This window comes from Achromobacter seleniivolatilans, assembly GCF_030864005.1.
Lineage (GTDB): Bacteria > Pseudomonadota > Gammaproteobacteria > Burkholderiales > Burkholderiaceae_B > Achromobacter > Achromobacter seleniivolatilans.
This window is the reverse complement of sequence record NZ_CP132976.1, coordinates 2,215,617-2,234,215: the sequence shown is the minus strand read 5'-3', so window position 1 is coordinate 2,234,215 and position 18,599 is coordinate 2,215,617. Positions and strand designations below refer to the sequence as shown.

The 18,599-nt window shown below is 62.2% G+C and carries 12 protein-coding genes; 5 read left to right on the top strand and 7 right to left on the bottom strand.

The annotated features are described in order from the left end of the window. Nucleotides 1–4 precede the first annotated feature (4 nt). Nucleotides 5–910: a LysR family transcriptional regulator gene (locus RAS12_RS09860; RefSeq protein WP_306951388.1), complete on the bottom strand. Its 906-nt coding sequence runs from the start codon at nt 908–910 to the stop codon at nt 5–7. A 258-nt stretch (nt 911–1,168) separates the two neighbouring features. Between RAS12_RS09860 and RAS12_RS09855 the strand changes: the two genes are divergently transcribed. Genes RAS12_RS09855 through adeC form a run of 3 tightly spaced genes read left to right on the top strand, consistent with a single transcriptional unit; the run spans nt 1,169 to nt 7,055 of the window. Further along, entirely contained in the window at nt 1,169–2,374 is a 1,206-nt protein-coding gene (locus tag RAS12_RS09855) for an efflux RND transporter periplasmic adaptor subunit (protein ID WP_371321266.1), read from the top strand. A 14-nt stretch (nt 2,375–2,388) separates the two neighbouring features. Continuing rightward, nucleotides 2,389–5,568: an efflux RND transporter permease subunit gene (locus RAS12_RS09850; RefSeq protein ID WP_306947799.1), complete on the top strand. Its 3,180-nt coding sequence runs from the start codon at nt 2,389–2,391 to the stop codon at nt 5,566–5,568. Next, nucleotides 5,568–7,055: an AdeC/AdeK/OprM family multidrug efflux complex outer membrane factor gene (adeC, locus tag RAS12_RS09845; protein ID WP_306947797.1), complete on the top strand. Its 1,488-nt coding sequence runs from the start codon at nt 5,568–5,570 to the stop codon at nt 7,053–7,055. Before RAS12_RS09850 ends, adeC begins: the two co-directional genes overlap by 1 nt. 98 nt (nt 7,056–7,153) lie before the next feature. On the opposite strand, the gene RAS12_RS09840 is transcribed toward adeC, so the two are convergent. The 6 genes from RAS12_RS09840 to RAS12_RS09815 all read right to left on the bottom strand — a co-directional run bounded on the left by RAS12_RS09840 (nt 7,154) and on the right by RAS12_RS09815 (nt 13,850). Continuing rightward, entirely contained in the window at nt 7,154–7,405 is a 252-nt protein-coding gene (locus tag RAS12_RS09840) for a GlsB/YeaQ/YmgE family stress response membrane protein (protein WP_306951385.1), read from the bottom strand. Between the two features lie 139 nt (nt 7,406–7,544). Continuing rightward, nucleotides 7,545–8,159, bottom strand: coding sequence for an SCO family protein (locus tag RAS12_RS09835; protein WP_306947795.1), 615 nt, complete (start codon nt 8,157–8,159; stop codon nt 7,545–7,547). Nucleotides 8,160–8,415: 256 nt separating this feature from the next. After that, on the bottom strand, nt 8,416–10,482 hold the full coding sequence (locus RAS12_RS09830; protein ID WP_306947793.1) for a M3 family metallopeptidase: 2,067 nt from the start codon (nt 10,480–10,482) through the stop codon (nt 8,416–8,418). A gap of 142 nt (nt 10,483–10,624) precedes the next feature. After that, nucleotides 10,625–11,476, bottom strand: a complete 852-nt coding sequence (gene folD, locus RAS12_RS09825; RefSeq protein ID WP_306947791.1) for a bifunctional methylenetetrahydrofolate dehydrogenase/methenyltetrahydrofolate cyclohydrolase FolD — start codon at nt 11,474–11,476, stop codon at nt 10,625–10,627. After that, nucleotides 11,473–12,099, bottom strand: coding sequence for a response regulator transcription factor (locus tag RAS12_RS09820; RefSeq protein ID WP_306947789.1), 627 nt, complete (start codon nt 12,097–12,099; stop codon nt 11,473–11,475). Before RAS12_RS09820 ends, folD begins: the two co-directional genes overlap by 4 nt. Next, the gene (locus RAS12_RS09815; RefSeq protein ID WP_306947787.1) at nt 12,096–13,850 is read right to left on the bottom strand and encodes a PAS domain-containing sensor histidine kinase; all 1,755 of its coding nucleotides are present in this window, start codon (nt 13,848–13,850) and stop codon (nt 12,096–12,098) included. The genes RAS12_RS09820 and RAS12_RS09815 overlap by 4 nt, the downstream gene beginning before the upstream one ends. Before the next feature lie 353 nt (nt 13,851–14,203). Between RAS12_RS09815 and aceE the strand changes: the two genes are divergently transcribed. Together aceE and aceF are read left to right on the top strand one after the other, a co-directional pair. Continuing rightward, nucleotides 14,204–16,912, top strand: a complete 2,709-nt coding sequence (aceE, locus tag RAS12_RS09810; RefSeq protein WP_306947785.1) for a pyruvate dehydrogenase (acetyl-transferring), homodimeric type — start codon at nt 14,204–14,206, stop codon at nt 16,910–16,912. A 12-nt stretch (nt 16,913–16,924) separates the two neighbouring features. Beyond that, on the top strand, nt 16,925–18,589 hold the full coding sequence (aceF, locus tag RAS12_RS09805) for a dihydrolipoyllysine-residue acetyltransferase (RefSeq protein WP_306947782.1): 1,665 nt from the start codon (nt 16,925–16,927) through the stop codon (nt 18,587–18,589). The last annotated feature ends 10 nt before the right edge of the window (nt 18,590–18,599 follow it).

Below are 18,599 nucleotides of genomic sequence, written 5' to 3'. Positions count from 1 at the left end.
CGCTTTATTTCATAAAAGCGGGAGTATCCTTCGCCTGCCCGTTGCTGCCCAGGCGCTCCATCAGAAATTCGATGAAGATCCGGGTCTTGGCGGGCAGGAGCCGCGTTTCGGTGACCGCGTAGACCGGAAATGGCCCCAACTGCCAGTCTGGCAGCACGCGCTTTAACTGGCGGGATTGTTGCTCGGCCGTCTGACCTCCCACCAGCACTGCGATGCCTGCGCCCAGCATGGCCAGGCGGCGCGCCATGGCGACTCCATTGACTGAAAACCGGTTACCCGGGGTGAACTCAATGTGCTGGTCACCGTTGCTGAGGGGCCAGCGTGTTACGCGGCCTGCGCCTTCGGCGCGGAACTCAATGCACTCATGGCGGGTCAAGTCGCTGGGGTGCCGGGGTTCGCCGTGTTTCTCCAAGTATTCGTGCGAGGCGTATAGATGGGCTGGCAGCATGCCCAGCAGTCTCGCAATCTGTGTCGAATCGGGCAGGTCGCCGATCTCGATGGAAATGTCGCAGGTCTGGAACACGCGCGAAGCATGGTCCGGGTTGGCCAGATCCAGGAAAAAGGTGACGTCGGGATAGCGGCGGGAGAACTCCATGAATGACTCAGCCAGAAAGTCGGTGCCGAAATCCGCGGGCATATTCACCCGTAGCGGCCCGGCAGGCGTGTCGACCAGCTTTTGCAGCTCTTCATGGGCAATCTGCGCTTCGGCCACGATGCGCTGGCAGCGTTCAAAGTACAGCCGGCCGGCATCGGTCAGTTCCACTTTGCGGGTGGTGCGGCTCAACAGGCGCAACCCCACAGATCGCTCCAATTCGGCCACCTGGCGAGACAAGGTGGATTTCGGGACGCCTAGTGTCGCCGCCGCGCGGCTAAAACTATGCGTTTTGGCGACCTCTACGAAGAGTTCCATGCCTTGTAAGCGTTTCATGGCGAGATTTTGTCACATTGGGCGTGAGAGGATTGTCCCATAAATGGAATGATGTTTTCTCAATGTGCCTCTTTGTTTCCTGGGCGGCATAACTCAAAATGCGAGTTCTGCAATGCAGCAATGCGACAAAGCCCAGCCTGCGTGTTCAACGCGAATCCACCCAGTCGATGCACACCTACCTTGCACTAGCAGGGCACAGGGCGGGCTTCTTTTTTTTGTTGGAAATCGGGAATGCTACTTATGAATAAGAAAAGCGCTATGTGGCGCAGCGCGGCAGTCGTCACGCTGACGGCATCGGCTCTCACCTTGGCCGCTTGCGGCAAGAAGCAAGACGCGCCCCAGGCGGGCAAGCCTCAAGTCACGGTTGTAACCCTGACTACGCAGCCCGTTTCCCTGACCACCGAATTGCCGGGCCGTACGTCGGCCTTCCGCGTGGCCGAGGTGCGTCCCCAGGTCAATGGCATCGTCCAGAAGCGCCTGTTCACCGAAGGCGGTGAGGTCAAGGCGGGCGAACAGCTCTATCAGATTGATCCCGCGCTCTATCAGGCCAGCTTGGACAGCCAGAAGGCAGCCCTGGCCCGCGCTCAGGCGCAACAGAAGACGGCCGCCTTGCTGGCCGAGCGATACAAGCCGCTGGTGTCCACGCGCGCTGTCAGCCAACAGACCTATGACAACGCCGTGGCATCGCGCGACCAGGCTGCCGCCGATGTGATGTCGGCCAAGGCAGCCATGGATACGGCTCGCATCAATCTGGTCTACACCAAGGTGCTGTCGCCGATCGACGGCATCATCGGCCGGTCGGCAGTGACGGAAGGCGCGCTGGTTACGGCCAACCAGACCTCGGCTTTAGCCGCAGTGCAGCAAATCGATCCGATCTATGTGGACGTTACACAGTCCAGCGTCCAACTGCTGCGTTTGCAAGATGCGCTGGCCAGCGGTCAGTTGAAGAAGGCCGACGGCGAACAAGCCGCGCTGGTCACGCTGACGCTGGAAGACGGTTCGCAATACAAGCAAAGCGGCAAGCTCCAGTTCTCGGAAGTCACGGTTGATCCGGGCACGGGTTCGATCACGTTGCGCGCGGTGTTCCCCAATCCGGACCGCCGCCTGTTGCCCGGCATGTTCGTGCGCGCTCGTCTGGCCGATGGCGTCGCCGCCGATGGCCTGCTTGTGCCGCAACGCGGCGTGACGCGCAACCAGCGCGGCGTGCCGACGGCGCTGGTCGTGAATGCGAAGAACCAGGTGGAATTGCGCGAACTGAAGACCGACCGCGCCATTGGCGACAAGTGGCTGGTCACCGACGGTCTGGCCGCAGGCGACAAGGTCATCGTGGAAGGTTTGCAAATGGTGCGTCCGGGCGCTGAGGTGGTTGCCACCGAAGCCGGCGCCAACGCGCAGCAGCCGCAGGCGGGGGCCGCAGCGGCCAATGCCGCCCCGGCCAAGCAGTAATCAGGGAGCCATGAATGGCAAAGTTTTTTATCGATAGGCCGGTTTTCGCCTGGGTGATCGCGATCGTGCTGATGATGGCCGGTGCGCTGTCCATCCTGAAGCTGCCGGTCTCCCAATACCCCAACATCGCGCCGCCCGCCATCGGCATCGCGGTGACCTACCCGGGCGCTTCCGCGCAGACCGTGCAGGACACCGTGGTGCAGGTGATCGAGCAGCAGATGAACGGTCTGGACGGTTTGCAGTACATCTCGTCGGAAAGCAATTCCGACGGCAGCATGTCCATCACGCTGACCTTCACGCAAGGCACCAACCCTGACACCGCGCAGGTCCAGGTGCAGAACAAGCTTGCGCTGGCGCAGCCCTTGTTGCCGCAGGAAGTGCAGCAACAGGGCATACGCGTTACCAAAGCGACCAAGAACTTCCTGATCGTGGCGGGTTTTGTGTCCACCGACGGCACGATGACCAAGGACGACTTGGCCGACTACGTTGCGTCATACGTTCAGGACCCGATCAGCCGGACGCAGGGCGTGGGCGACTTCCAGTTGTTCGGCTCGCAGTACGCGATGCGCATCTGGCTCAACCCAGCCAAGCTCGTCAACTACGGCTTGACCACGGTCGACGTGGTCGCGGCGATCAAAGAGCAGAACGTGCAGGTGTCGTCGGGTCAGCTGGGCGGCTTGCCGTCTGTGCGTGGCCAGCAATTGAACGCCACCATCATCGGACCGTCGCGCCTGGAAAAAGCCGAAGACTTCGGCCGCATTCTGCTCAAAGTGAATCCTGACGGCTCGCAAGTGCGTCTGGGCGATGTCTCCACCATTGAACTCGGCGGTCAGACCTACGCCATCGACAGCTTCTACAACGGCAAGCCCGCGTCTGGTCTTGCGGTCAAGCTGGCGCCGGGCGCCAATGCCCTGGACACGGCACAGGCGGTGCGCGACACCATCAACAACCTGAAGCCGTATTTCCCGCCGGGCATGGACGTCGTCTATCCGTATGACACGACGCCGTTCGTCAGCCTGTCGATTCACGAAGTGTTCAAGACGCTGGTCGAAGCCATCATCCTGGTCTTCCTGGTGATGTATCTGTTCCTGCAGAACTTCCGCGCCACCATCATCCCCACGCTTGCCGTGCCGGTAGTGCTGCTGGGCACCTTTGGCGTGTTGGCCGCGTTTGGTTATTCCATCAACACCTTGACCATGTTCGGCATGGTGCTGGCAATTGGCCTGCTGGTGGACGATGCGATCGTGGTGGTTGAAAACGTCGAGCGGGTCATGTCTGAAGAGGGCCTGACGCCCAAGCAAGCGACCCGCAAGTCCATGAGCCAGATCACCGGCGCGCTGATCGGCATCGCCATGGTGCTGGCCGCCGTGTTTATCCCCATGGCGTTCTTCGGCGGTTCCACGGGTGTGATCTATCGCCAGTTCTCGATCACCATCGTGTCCTCCATGGTGCTGTCGGTGATCGTGGCCATCGTGTTTACGCCGGCCTTGTGCGCAACCTTGCTCAAGCCTATTCCGAAGGGCCATCACGGCTCGAAGACGGGCTTTTTCGGCTGGTTCAACCGCATGTTTGAACGCAGCAGCAATGGTTACGCCAATAGCGTGGCGCGCGGCCTGAACCGCACCAAGCGCCTGATGGTGGTCTATCTGGCGCTGGTCATCGCCATGGCTTGGATGTTCACCCGCATCCCGACAGCGTTCTTGCCGAACGAGGACCAGGGCATTCTGTTCGCTCAGATTCAGACGCCGGCCGGCGCCACCGCCGAAAGCACCAAGGCGGTCATCGACGACGCCACCAAGTATCTGCTGACCGAAGAAAAAGATGCCGTGACCTCGGTGTTTGCGGTCAACGGTTTCAACTTCGGCGGCCGTGGCCAGAACGCGTCCATCCTGTTCATCAAGCTGCGCGATTGGGAAGAACGCGGCGACACCCGCCTGAAGGCTGGCGCCGTGGCCGGGCGCGCGAACGCTCACTTTGCCAAGACCGAGCGCCGTGCTCAGTTGTTCGTGGTGCCGCCGCCGTCCGTGATGGAACTGGGCAACGTCACCGGTTTCGACTTCCAGCTGATGGACCGCGCTGGCGTGGGCCACGAAAAGCTGCTTGCCGCGCGCAACCAGTTGCTGGGTGAAGCGGGCAAGAGTCCGGTCCTGGTGGGTGTGCGTCCGAACGGCATTGAAGACGCGCCGCAGTACCAGCTGGATATCGACCGCGAGAAGGCCCGCGCGCTGGGTGTTGCGATTTCGGACATCAACAGCACCTTGGCAACGGCTTGGGGTTCGTCGTACGTGAACGACTTCATTGACCGCGGCCGCGTCAAGAAGGTGTTTGCGCAAGGCGAAGCGTCTTCACGCATGCTGCCGGAAGACTTGAACAAATGGTATGTGCGCAACAGCGCGGGCGATATGGTGCCATTCTCGGCATTCTCCAAGGCAACCTGGAGCTTTGGTCCGCAAAAGCTGAACCGCTACAACGGTGTGCCGTCCTACAACATTCAGGGCCAGGCAGCACCGGGCTATAGCTCGGGCGCGGCAATGAAAGAAATGGAAAATCTGGCGGCCAAACTGCCAGTCGGCGTAGGCTTTGAATGGACCGGCCTGTCGTTCGAAGAGCGTCTGTCCGGCGCCCAGGCACCCGCGCTCTATGCCATTTCGCTGATTGTGGTGTTCCTGTGCTTGGCGGCGCTGTATGAAAGCTGGACGATTCCGTCCGCCGTCATGCTGGTGGTGCCTCTGGGCATTATCGGGGCCTTGCTGGCGACGTTGATGCGCGGCTTGTCCAATGACGTGTATTTCCAGGTGGGCTTGCTGACAACTATCGGGCTGGCGGCCAAAAACGCCATCCTGATCGTGGAGTTCGCCAAAGAGCATTACGAGTCGGGCGCGAGCCTGACGGAGTCGGCCATCCACGCGGCACGCCAGCGTCTGCGCCCCATTCTGATGACGTCCCTGGCGTTCATTCTGGGCGTGACGCCGCTGGCGATCTCGTCGGGCGCCGGTTCGGGCAGCCAGAACGCCATCGGTACTGGCGTGATCGGCGGCATGTTGACGGGCACTTTCCTGGCGATCTTCTTTGTCCCGGCCTTCTTCGTGATCATGCTGCGTGTGTTCAAGGTGAAACGCATGAGCGAAAACGTCGACAAGCACGACACTAGCGCGAAGGGTCCGCAGGACGTGTCTGCGGAAGGACAACCGTAATGAAACTTCAGATGAGAACCTTGCTGTCTGTTTCCCTGGCGGCAGCCCTGGCGGGCTGCTCGCTGGCCCCGACTTACGAACGGCCGGACGCGCCGGTCAGCGCCGCTTACCCCACGGGCGACGCCTACAAGACCGATGGAGCGCAAGCGCCCTTGGGTATGTCCACCGCCGACATCGGCTGGCGTGATTTCTTTGGCGACCCGCTGCTGCAACAGCTGATCGAGCAGTCGTTGGCGAACAACCGCGACTTGCGCGTGGCGGCATTGAACGTCGAAGCAGCGCGCGCGCAGTACCGCATCCAGCGCGCTGACCTGATGCCCAGCGTTGGTATTGCTGGCAAGGAAACGGCCCAGCGCTCGCCGGCGGATCTGTCAGCCAGCGGGCAGGCGACAACCAGTCACAGCTACCAGGTGGGCGCAGCCATGTCCGCCTGGGAATTGGATTTGTTTGGCCGCATCCGCAGCTTGAGCGATAAGGCGCTGGAGTCCTATCTGGCGCTGGACGAAACGCGCACGGCAACGCAGCTGACGCTGATTGCCGAAGTGGCCAACGCCTATTTGACCCTGCGTGCTGATCAGGAGCTCTTGAGCCTGACGCGCGACACGTTCAAGAGCCAGGACGATTCGTTCAAGCTCACGAAGCAAAGCTACGACCAGGGCCTGTCCACTGCGCTGGATTTGAGCCAGGCCGAAGTGTCGCTGCGCACCGCCCAGCGCAACCTGTCGCAGTACACGCGTCAGGCTGCGCAGGACCGCAACGCGCTGGTATTGCTGGTGGGTCAGCCGCTGTCGCCCGAAATAAGCGCAGCGTTGGACAATGCGGTCCGTCTGGACGACAGCATGTTGCCCACCACGCTGCCCGCTGGCCTGCCTTCGGACTTGCTGGCCCGGCGCCCGGATATCCGGGCGGCCGAGCATCAGTTAAAGGGCGCCAACGCCAACATCGGCGCGGCGCGCGCGGCATTCTTTCCGACCATCAGCCTGACAGGCCAGGCCGGCACGGCAAGCGCCAGCCTGGGTGGTTTGTTTGAAGGCGGTTCGGGTGCGTGGAGCTTCGTGCCGCAGATCACGGTGCCGATCTTTGCGGGCGGTTCGCTGCTTGCGGGTCTGGACTTGGCCAAGGTGCAGAAGAACATCCAGGTCGCTCAATACGAGAAATCGATTCAGGCGGGCTTTCGCGAAGTGGCCGACGCGCTGGCAGGCCGCGGCACCTTGGACGAGCAGATTGAGGCGCAGCGCTTGCTGGTGGCCGCCAATCAGCGCGCCTATGACGTGTCCGACCAGCGTTTCCGTCAAGGCATCGACGACTACCTGAGCGTGCTGGACTCGCAGCGTTCGCTGTACAGCGCGCAACAGACCTTGGTCGATACACGCCTGGCCCGCCTGTCCAACCTCGTGAATCTGTACAAGGTGCTGGGCGGCGGCTGGGCAGAGCGCACCACGACAGCGGCCCAGGCTGTTCCTGCTGGTTCGGGTTCTGGAACGTGATCGCAGATAGGTGATCGGCGGGAAATTCCGCTCGCCATCAACGCAAAACGGGCCGATCTTTCGATCGGCCCGTTTTTTATTGCTTGTTCAGAAAAACGTCAGGCGCGTTTCTTGGTGACCAGACCCACCACGAACAGCACGATGATGGCGCCCACGACCGACGCAATCCAGCCCGCCGGTTCGCCCTCCGCATACCAGCCCATTTTCTGGCCCAGGAAGCCAGCGACCACCGCACCGATGATGCCCAGAATGGTGGTCATGATGATCCCCATGTTCTGGTCTCCCGGCATGATGGCGCGGGCGATCAGGCCCACGATGAAACCGACGATGATCATGACGATGATGCTCAGCATGCGCGTACTCCTTACTTGGGTAAAAGGGGCAATGTGCTCCGATAATACTCACGCCCGGATCGGCCTCGCTGTAACAACTGGTATGTGGCGCAGCGCCGCAACATGCTGCGGCGCATTGTCGTAGCGGCAGCCCGGGTCAGGACGTAATGTCAATCAACTGGCGTACGTCTTTGGTCAGCGCTTCGATGCTGTCGGTGTCGGACGCCAGCAACCGCGCACGCCCGTCTTTGTCGAAAATGTACACGCCGCGGCTGTGGGTGACTTCGTACATATCGGCGTCGTCGCCCGGCCGAGGTTTTTCGATCTGATAGGCCACGCGATAGCGGCGGGCCAGATCGGCAATCTGCTTTTCATCGCCCGTCACGCCGATTGCGCTGTTATTGAACGCGTTCACGTAGGCTTGCAGGATATCGGGCGTATCGCGGTGCGGGTCCACACTGACGAACAGAATGCGCACGTTTTTGGCTTTGTCGCCCAGGTTTTGCAGCACGGCCGTCAACTGCGCCATCGTCGTGGGGCAGATGTCGGGGCAACTGGCATAGCCGAAGAACAGCAACACGGTCTTGCCCTTGAGGTCTTCGCTGCTGACCGTCTTGCCGCCCGCGCCGGGCAAGGAGAACTTCAGGTCGGGCAGGTGCCCCTTCACGTTGTACAGGGTCCAGTCGACGTTCCGGTCGCCGCACGCGGCAAGGAATACGCACAGGGCCAGCAGCAGACCGCGCCAGGCGCGGCCAGTAATCAGGTGTCGCATAAGTCCAGAAGGGCCGAAAGGGGTGGATAGAAAGGAAACCCGGGGACAAACCCGTTGATTCTACCTGCTGGCCTCGGGCGCCTGACGTTGCCCAAGAGCCAGGCAGGGTCGGGCGTGCAGGCTGTTTGTTCTGGCGCAAACATTTGGCGTTGCAAAACGCCTTCTGTTCGGGAAAGCGGGGGCATTGGCGCGGGGAGGGCGCGCAAAGGAAAACGGCCCGCTGCGAGGCGGGCCGTCTATGCCGGGGCAAGTGTGTTCAGTTGCCGCTCATGCCGCTGTGGCGCAGCAAGGCGTCGATACGCGGAGCGCGGCCCCGGAAGGCGGCAAACGACTCCGCCGCCGGACGCGAGCCGCCCACGGCCAGGACTTCGCGGCGAAAGCGCGCGCCCGTTTCCGGGTCCAGCGTGCCCAGCGCATTGCCGGGTTGCTTGGCCGCCGCTTCCTCGAAGGCTTCATAGGCGTCGGCAGACAACACTTCAGCCCACTTGTAGCTGTAATAACCCGCACCGTAGCCGCCCGCAAACAGATGCGAGAAGGCATGCGGCAAACGATGCCAAGCCGGCGGGAACAGCACGGCGACTTCCTGGCGCACCTCTTGCAACAGCGCCAGTACCTCGGTGATGGAGGCGCCCTTGGTCCGATCGTGCATCAGCATGTCGAACAGCGAGAATTCGATCTGGCGCACGGTTTGCATGCCGCTTTGGTAATTGCGGGCCGCAATCATGCGGTCATACAGCGCGCGGGGCAGGGGTTCGCCGGTTTCCACGTGTGCAGACAGCTTTTGCACGACGGCCCATTCCCAGCAGAAATTCTCCATGAACTGCGACGGCAGTTCGATGGCATCCCATTCCACGCTGGCGAATGCCGCGGCGCCCGGCTCGTCCACTTCGGACAGCAGGGCGTGGAGCGCGTGGCCGGTTTCATGGAACAGCGTGATCACGTCGTCGTGCGTAAGCACGGCGGCGCGGTCGCCGTTCGGGCGCGAGAAATTGCAGGTCAGGTAGACAACCGGCGTTTGCACGCGGCCAGCCACCACGCGGCGGGCGCGTTCGCTGTCTACCCAGGCGCCGCTTTGTTTGCCGGCGCGGGCGTACAGATCCAGGTACAGGTAGCCAATCAGATCACCGTTCGGGCTTTCCACGCGGACGCCGCGGGCATCGCTATGCCAGGTCGACACAGGCGTTTCCGACAGCCGGACGTCGAACAGATTTTCAATGACGTCGTACAGGCCGGCCAGCACGCGCGGTTCGGTGAAGTATTGCTTCACTTCGTCTTCGGAGTACGCGTAGCGCGATTCGCGCAGGCGTTCCGATGCGTAGGCCACGTCCCAGGGTTGCAGGCTGTCCAGGCCGAGTTCGCCGGTGGCGTACGCGGTCAGTTCAGCCAGGTCACGTTGGGCATAGGGCTTGGCGCGGGCGGCCAGATCGCGCAGAAAGACGGTGACTTCTTTCGCGTCGCGGGCCATACGGGTTTGCAGGCGCAGGGCGGCATAGGTGCCCAGGCCCAGCAGGCCGGATTCTTCGGCCCGCAGCGCAAGCATTTCTTCGATCAGCGGGGAATTGTCGAACTTGGCGTCGCCTTGTTCAGAGGCAACGGTGCCGTAGCCGCGGTACAGGGCTTCACGCAGCGAACGGTCTTGCGCGTACTGCATCACGGGCAGATAGCACGGCATCTTGAGCGTGAGCTTCCAGCCCGGCTTGCCGTCTTCTTCGGCGGCAGCGCGCGCTGCGGCCAGAACATCAGCCGGAATGCCTGCCAGGCGGGTTTCGTCTTCCACCACCAGCGACCAGGCGTCAATGGAGTCCAGCACGTTTTCCGAGAACTTCTGCGACGCTTGCGCCTCGCGGTCGGAGATGACGGCATAGCGTTCGCGGTCGGCGCCTTGCAGTTCGACGCCGCTCAAGCGGAAGTCACGCAGGGCCATCTCGACAATGCGGCGGCGCACCGGCGTCCACGATGCAAAATCAGGGGCGGCGGCCAGGCGTTGATATTGCTTGTACAGACCTTCGTGCAGGCCAACCCAGGTCGAGAATTCGGTAATCAGCGGCAGGGCGGCGTTATACGCTTCACGCAGTTCCGGCGTGTTGACCACGGCGTTCAAGTGGCCGGCAACAGACCAGGCGCGCCACAGGCGTTCGGAAGCGGTATCCAGCGGTTCCACCACGGCTTCCCAGGTGGGCGCCAGCGCGGTGTCAGCGGCATGGTCCACGGCCTTGCGCGCGATGCCAAGAAGTTCTTCGACGGCCGGGACAATATGCCCGGGCTTGACGGCCGCGTAGTCGACCAGGTCGGAGACGGGAGCGAGCAGAGGGTTCTGGGTCATGATGTTACCGGCGAAAGAGATAGGAATCAGGTAGGGGCGATACGGCCAAATGCAAGGGGCATCAGGGCATGACAGCGCCGCTACCTGCGCATGGTGCAGAAAATGCGCCCGTGCCGCCCGCAGGCGGTGGGCGCGTCTTCAATCAGCCTGCGGCGCGTTCCGCGGCTTCCACCGTGTTGACCAGCAGCATGGCAATGGTCATGGGGCCTACGCCGCCGGGGACGGGCGTGATGGCGCTGGCAACTTGGCTGGCGGACGCAAAGTCCACGTCGCCGCACAGCTTGCCGTCTTCGCCGCGGTTGATGCCCACGTCAATGACGACGGCGCCGGGCTTGATCATCGAACCGTCGATCATGCCGGGTTTGCCCGTGGCAACCACCAGCACGTCGGCACGGCGGGTCTGGGCCGCCAGGTCGCGCGTCTTGGAGTTGCAGATCGTGATGGTGGCGCCGGCCTGCAACAGCAGCATGGCCATCGGCTTGCCCACGATGTTGCTGGCGCCGACGATGACCGCTTCAGCGCCGCGCAAGGTTACGCCTTCCGATTCCAGCATCTTCATCACGCCATAGGGCGTGCAAGGGCGGAACAGCGGCTGGCCAGTCATGAGCAGACCGGCGTTGCTGATGTGGAAACCGTCCACGTCTTTCTCGGCCGCAATGGCTTCGATGACCTTGTGGGAATCCATGTGCTTGGGCAACGGCAGTTGCACCAGAATGCCGTGGATGGACGGGTCCTGGTTCAGCACGGCGATGCGGGCCAGCAGTTCGGCCTCGGTCATCTCAGCCGGATATTGCTCTTTAACGGAATGCAGGCCGGCCTTTTCGCAGGCAGCGACCTTATTGCGCACATACACCTGAGACGCGGGGTCCGCGCCCACCAGCACAACGGCCAGGCCGGGGCGGGTTCCCTTTGCAGCCAGAGCGGCTACGCGCTGGGCGACTTCTTCGCGAATGCGCAGCGACAGTGCTGCGCCATCGATCACTCTTGCGGTCATGCGTGTGCCTCGGGTTTGGCCAAAGCCACTTTCATCAAATCAGCAACGGTAGTCACTTCAAGTTTTTCCATAATGTTGGCGCGGTGCGCCTCGACGGTCTTGATGCTGATGCCCAGATCGTCGGCAATCTGCTTGTTCAAGCGGCCGGCGACAATGCGCTCCAGCACCTGCTGCTCGCGCGCGGTCAGGCGCGCCAGCATGGCTTCGTGATCCTTCTGGGCCTGGTGCTTGCTGACGCGTTGCGTCGCCTGCTCAAGCATGCGCGCAACGATTTCGCGCAAATCGGACTCGTTGAAGGGCTTTTCCAGGAAGTCGATCGCGCCTTTTTTCATGGTCGACACGGCCATGGGCACGTCGCCGTGGCCCGTGATGAACACGATGGGCAGCGGAGCATTGCGGACGATCAGTTGTTCTTGCAGTTCCAGGCCGCTCATGCCGGGCATGCGCACGTCGGCGATCAGGACGCCAATCTGGCTGGCGTCGTAATCTTCCAGGAAGGATTCGCCACTGGCATAGGCGCGAACGCGGTAGCCGTTGGCTTCCAATAGCCAGCGCAGCGAATCGCGGACCGCTTCGTCGTCGTCAACAATAAATACCGTGCTCGACAGGTGGGGCGTGTTCATGCGTGCAACTCCTCGGACTGATCATTCTGGGCCTGCGACTGGGGCGCAGCGCAGGGCAGGGTAAAGCGGAAGATAGTACCGCCGGCGGGGTTTGGGTCCGCCCACAGACGGCCGTGGTGCGATTCAATAATGGTACGGCAGATATTCAGTCCCATGCCCAGGCCCTGGGTCTTGGTGCTGAAGAACGGTTCAAACAGGCGTTCGGGCTCGGCCAGACCATGGCCGCGGTCCACAACCGCCACTTCAATTTGCTGTTCGTGCAGGATGACCGCGACCTTGAGCTCGTCGGACTCGCTGTTTTCCATGGCTTCCAGCCCGTTCTTCAACAGGTTGAGCAGCACTTGTTCGATCAGGATGGGGTCGGCCAGAACGTCCGGCGCGTTCGACGGCACAAAGCTGTCGATGCGGATGCGGCGCTTGCGGGCATCGATTTCGGCAAAGCCGATGGCATTGTCGACAATGCGGCCGATCGCCACGCGCTGGCGGCGCGGTTCGCTGCGCTTCACGAATTCCCGAATGCGGCTGATGATCTTGCCGGCGCGTTCAGCCTGCGCGGCGGCTTTTTCCAGCGCGGGCAGCAGCATGTTGGGGCTGGTGTGGCCAGCCTTGACCAGCGCAACCGCGCCCATGCTGTAGTTGGCGATGGCGGTCAGCGGCTGGTTCAGTTCGTGCGCCAGCGACGAGGCCATTTCGCCCATGGTGGTCAGGCGGCTGGTCAGCTGGATTTTTTCCTGCTGCACGCGAGATGCCTCTTCGTGGCCACGGCGCTCGGTGATGTCGCGCGCAACTTGCATACGCACGCGGCGGCCGTCGGTCCAGGCCAGCATGCGGTGGTGCACTTCAAACCAGCGCTGCACGGACGGCGCAAACACTTCCACCGATTCGTCGGTGAAGCGGCCACGGCGGCCGGCCAGCAGCTCGTCATGGCCGCCCGTCTGGGCGCCGAACACGCGGCGGTAGGTACGGTTGGCAAACAGCAGTTCCAGGCCATCGTGCGTGTCCGCCGTCACCGAGATGGCGTCGTCCAGGCCTTCCAGCACCGTCATGAAGCGTTCGTGCGCGGCGGTCAGCGCCTCGCGGATGCGCTTGGGTTCGGTGATGTCGGTCATGGAGGTCATCCAGCCGATCTGGTTGCCGTTCGGGTCCAGCAGGGGTGACACATACATCCGCGCCGTAAAGCGCGAGCCGTCGCGCCGCTGCGCTTCGACTTCCAGGCCGCTGCTGGGGGTCTTGCCCGACATCAGCACGTCCAGCGTGTGCTGGTGCTGTTCATGACGGCCGGGCACCCAATACGGGAAGGGCGGGCTGCGGCCGATCAGGTCGGCCTCGTTCCAGCCGATCATTCGGCAGAACGCCGGGTTTACATAGGCAATGCGGCCTTCCATATCCAGTACGCGCATGCCGGTGGACATGGAATTTTCCATGGCGCGGCGAAAACCGGTCTCGGCGATCAGTGCGGCTTCGGCGGTAGAGCGAAAGCGCGTGTAGCGCCACAGCATCAGTAAGCTGATGACAATCACGCAGGACAAAGCCAGCACCACCCATATCAGGCGTTGCTGGCGCATTTCCTGGTCGATCGTGACAAACATGACGCTATCGTCATGAATGCGTTGCAGCCAGAAGAACACCCCCATCACACAGATGTACAGAATCAGCACCATGGCAGGCGTGACCCAGTACACGCCGCGGCGGCGGGTGCGGGCATGATCGTGAAACGGCGTAGGTATATTGGACTTGGGCGCGCTGGACATGGAATTCGGGCCAGATAGACCGCGCATTTTAGTGCGTGTTGGCGGGGAATTGCCGGGAATCAAGCCCGGCTTTTGGAGTACAGCCTAAAAAGAGTGCATATAAGCCATTCAGCTGGTATTCAATATTTCATATTATGAAATGCCGTACCGCAACATGAAATTTTGCTTGCGAGCGGTTAATCTTCTTTCTTAGAATGCCGGCTGATAGGGAACCGACCCAAAGCAGGTCTCTAGAAAAAACACCCCGACCCATGCATGCCATGGTAGCCCGGATGATCCCGGCTACCATGCAGTGTCCGCGAGTAGAAAATCAAGCGGGTGTGGTCACGACGAACCCCAACAGGAGACACACGATGTCCTCTTTCGCCCAGGCTGGCGCCCCGCAGGCTGCCAACGACGAAGACACCCTTGAAACCCAGGAGTGGCTCGAAGCCCTGGCGGCAGTCCTTGATCGCGAAGGGCCGCAGCGCGCGCACTACCTGCTGGAACGCCTGATCGACGAAGCCCGTCGCTCTGGCGCCCACATCCCATTCTCGCCGAATACCGCATACGTCAACACGATTCCCCCCGGCCTGGAGCCGGCGCACCCGGGCAACCTGGAGCTGGAAACGCGTATTCGTTCGTACGTGCGCTGGAACGCCATGGCAATGGTCGTCAAGGCCAACAAGCACAACCCGCCGGACGGCGGCGACCTGGGCGGCCACATTGCGTCGTTCGCCTCGCTGGCCACCATGATCGGCTGCGGCCAGAACCACTTCTGGCACGCCGAAGCTGAAGGCCACGGCGGCGACCTGGTCTATTTCCAGGGCCACACGTCCCCCGGTATGTACGGCCGCGCCTATCTTGAAGGCCGCCTGACCGAAGAGCAGCTGAATCACTTCCGCCAGGAAGTGGACGGCAAGGGCCTGTCGTCCTACCCGCACCCGAAGCTGATGCCGGAATTCTGGCAGTTCCCGACGGTGTCGATGGGCCTGGGCCCGCTGATGGCCATCTATCAGGCCCGCTTCCTGAAGTATCTGCACGCCCGCGGCATCGCCGACACCAGCAACCGCAAGGTCTGGGTGTTCTGCGGCGACGGCGAAATGGACGAACCCGAATCGCTGGGCGCAATCGCCTTGGCGGCGCGCGAAAAGCTCGACAACCTGATCTTCGTGGTGAACTGCAACCTGCAGCGCCTGGACGGTCCGGTACGCGGCAACGGCAAGATCATCCAGGAACTGGAAGGCGACTTCCGTGGTTCGGGCTGGAACGTGATCAAGCTGATCTGGGGCGGTTACTGGGACCCGCTGTTGGCGCACGACAAGGAAGGCATCCTGCGCCAGATCATGGAAGACACCGTTGACGGCGAGTACCAAGCGTACAAGGCCAATGACGGCAAGTTCGTCCGTGAACATTTCTTTGGCAAGCACCCCAAGCTGCTGGAAGCCGTGTCGCGCATGAGCGACGAGGACATCTGGCGCCTGAACCGTGGCGGCCACGATCCCCACAAGGTGTACGCTGCGTTTGACGCCGCGACCAGCCACACTGGTCAACCCACCGTCATCCTGGCCAAGACCATCAAGGGTTACGGCATGGGCCACGTGGGTCAGGCCAAGAACCCGACCCACCAGCAAAAGAAGCTGGAACTGGAATCGATCCGCGAATTCCGTGATCGTTTCGGCATCCCGATTCCCGACGATCAACTGGAAGACCTGCCGTACTTCAAGCCGGCCGAAGATTCGCCGGAAATGAAGTACCTGCACGAGCGTCGCGCCGAGCTGGGCGGTTACCTGCCGCGCCGCCGCTCCAAGGCCGACGAAAAGCTGACGGCGCCCGCTTTGGACGCGTTCAAGGCCGTGTTGGAACCCACCGCCGAAGGCCGTGAAATCTCCACCACCCAAGCCTTTGTGCGCATCCTGAATCAAGTGCTGCGCGACAAGGACCTGGGTCCGCGCGTTGTGCCGATTCTGGCCGACGAATCGCGTACGTTCGGTATGGAAGGCCTGTTCCGCCAGATCGGTATCTATGCGCCGGAAGGCCAGAAATACACCCCGGTCGACAAGGACCAGGTGATGTACTACCGCGAAGCGGCCGACGGCCAGCTGCTGCAAGAAGGCATCAACGAAGCGGGCGCGATGAGCTCGTGGATTGCGGCGGCCACGTCGTACTCCTCGAACAACCGCATCATGATTCCGTTCTTCATCTACTACTCGATGTTCGGGTTCCAGCGCATTGGCGATCTGGCCTGGGCAGCGGGCGACATGCAAGCTCGCGGCTTCCTGCTGGGCGGCACTGCCGGCCGCACGACGCTCAACGGCGAAGGCCTGCAGCACGAAGACGGTCACAGCCACATCCTGGCGTCCACCATCCCGAACTGCGTGTCCTACGACCCGACGTTCGGCCATGAGTTGGCCGTCATCATCCAGCATGGCTTGAAGCGCATGGTGGAAGACCAGGAAAATGTCTATTACTACCTGACGGTGATGAACGAAAACTACCCGCAGCCCGGTCTGACCAAGGGCGACGAGGAAGGCATCATCAAGGGCATGTACAAGCTGAAGACGCACGGCAAGGGCAAGAACCGCGTGCAACTGATGGGCTCGGGCACGATCCTGCGCGAAGTCATGGCTGCGCAAGAACTGCTGGACGCCGATTGGGGCGTTGCATCGGATCTGTGGAGCGTCACCAGCTTCACCGAACTGCGCCGCAATGGTCTGGACGCCGAACGCCACAACATGCTGCACCCTGACGAAACCAAGCCGCAAGTCGCTTACGTCACGGAACAGCTGGCCAAGACGGAAGGCCCGATCATCGCGTCGACCGACTACATGAAGCTCTTTGCGGATCAAATCCGTCCGTTCGTGCCCAAGGGCCGCGAATACAAGGTGCTGGGCACCGACGGTTTCGGCCGCTCTGATTTCCGCTCGAAGCTGCGTGAGCACTTCGAAGTGGACCGTCACTTCGTCGTCGTTGCCGCGCTGCGCGCGCTGGCCGACGAGGGCAAGGTGCCGGTTGCCAAGGTGGCTGAAGCCATCAAGAAGTACGGCATCAATCCGAACAAAGCCAACCCGCAATACGCCTGAGGGTAAAGAGACATGAGCAACATCGTGCAAATCAAGGTTCCCGATATCGGCGACTTCAAAGAAGTGGAAGTCATTGAAGTGCTGGTAGCGGTGGGCGACACGATCAAGGCCGAACAGAGCCTGATTACCGTGGAATCCGACAAGGCTTCGATGGAAATCCCCGCGTCGCAAGGCGGCGTGGTGAAGGCCATCAGCGTGAAGGTCGGCGACAAGATCGCCGAAGGCACGGTTGTGTTGGAACTGGAAGCTGCTGCCGCCGCCGCGCCTGCGGCCAAGGAAGAAGCCCCCAAGGCCGCCGCCCAAGAAGCCCCGAAGCAAGCCGCCGCCGCAGCGCCCGCCGCCAAGGCTGAAGCTGCGGCTCCTGCCGCTGCCAGCGGCCCGGTGGACATCCAGGTGCCGGACATCGGCGACTTCAAGGAAGTGGAAGTCATCGAAGTCATGGTTGCCGTGGGCGACACCATCAAGGCCGAGCAGAGCCTGATCACCGTTGAGTCCGACAAGGCCTCGATGGAGATCCCGTCCTCGCAGGGCGGTGTGGTCAAGGAAGTGAAGGTCAAGGTTGGCGACAAGGTAGCCAAGGGCTCGGTCGTGGTTGTGGTGGAAGGCGCTGCGCCTGCCGCTGGCGCCGCACCTGCTGCCAAGACTGAAGCCGCCGCCGCGCCCGCTGCAAAGGCTGAAACCAAGACCCAAGCCGCTCCCGCTGAATCCGCATCCCGTCCGGCTCCCGCCGCCGCGCTGGAAGACGCGAACCTCAAGCCGGGTCAGTTGCCGCACGCATCGCCCTCGGTGCGCAAGTTCGCTCGCGAGCTGGGCGTCAACCTGAGCAAGGTCAAGGGTTCGGGCCCCAAGGAACGCATCACTGCCGAAGACGTGCGTGGTTTCGTCAAGCAGGCGCTGGCCGCTGGCCCCGTAGCTTCCGCCGGCGGTTCTGCCGATGGCGCCGCGCTGGGTCTGTTGCCGTGGCCCAAGATCGACTTCACCAAGTTCGGTCCGATCGAAGCCAAGCCGCTGTCGCGCATCAAGAAGATTTCCGGTGCAAACCTGCACCGCAACTGGGTCATGATCCCGCACGTCACCAACAATGACGAAGCGGACATCACCGACCTGGAAGCGCTGCGCGTCACGCTGAACAAGGAAAACGAGAAGTCCGGCGTCAAAGTCACGATGCTGGCCTTCCTGATCAAGGCCGTGGTTGCGGCCCTGAAGAAGTTCCCCGAGTTCAACGCGTCGCTCGATGGCGACAACCTGGTGCTCAAGCAGTACTACCACATCGGTTTCGCCGCCGATACGCCCAACGGGCTGGTGGTGCCGGTGATCCGTGATGCCGACAAGAAGGGCATCTTGCAGATCGCCCAGGAAATGACGGACCTGTCCAAGAAGGCGCGCGACGGCAAGATCTCGCCCGCCGACATGCAGGGCGGCTGCTTCTCGATCTCGTCCTTGGGCGGTATCGGCGGCACCTCGTTCACGCCGATCATCAACGCGCCTGAAGTGGCCATCCTGGGCGTGTCGCGTTCCGCGCACAAGCCCGTGTGGGACGGCAAGCAGTTCGTGCCGCGCCTGATCGTGCCGCTGTCGCTGTCGTACGACCACCGTGTCATCGACGGCGCCTCCGCTGCCCGCTTCAACGCCTATCTGGGCGCTTTGCTGGCCGACTTCCGCCGCATCGCGCTGTAAACGGGGAGCC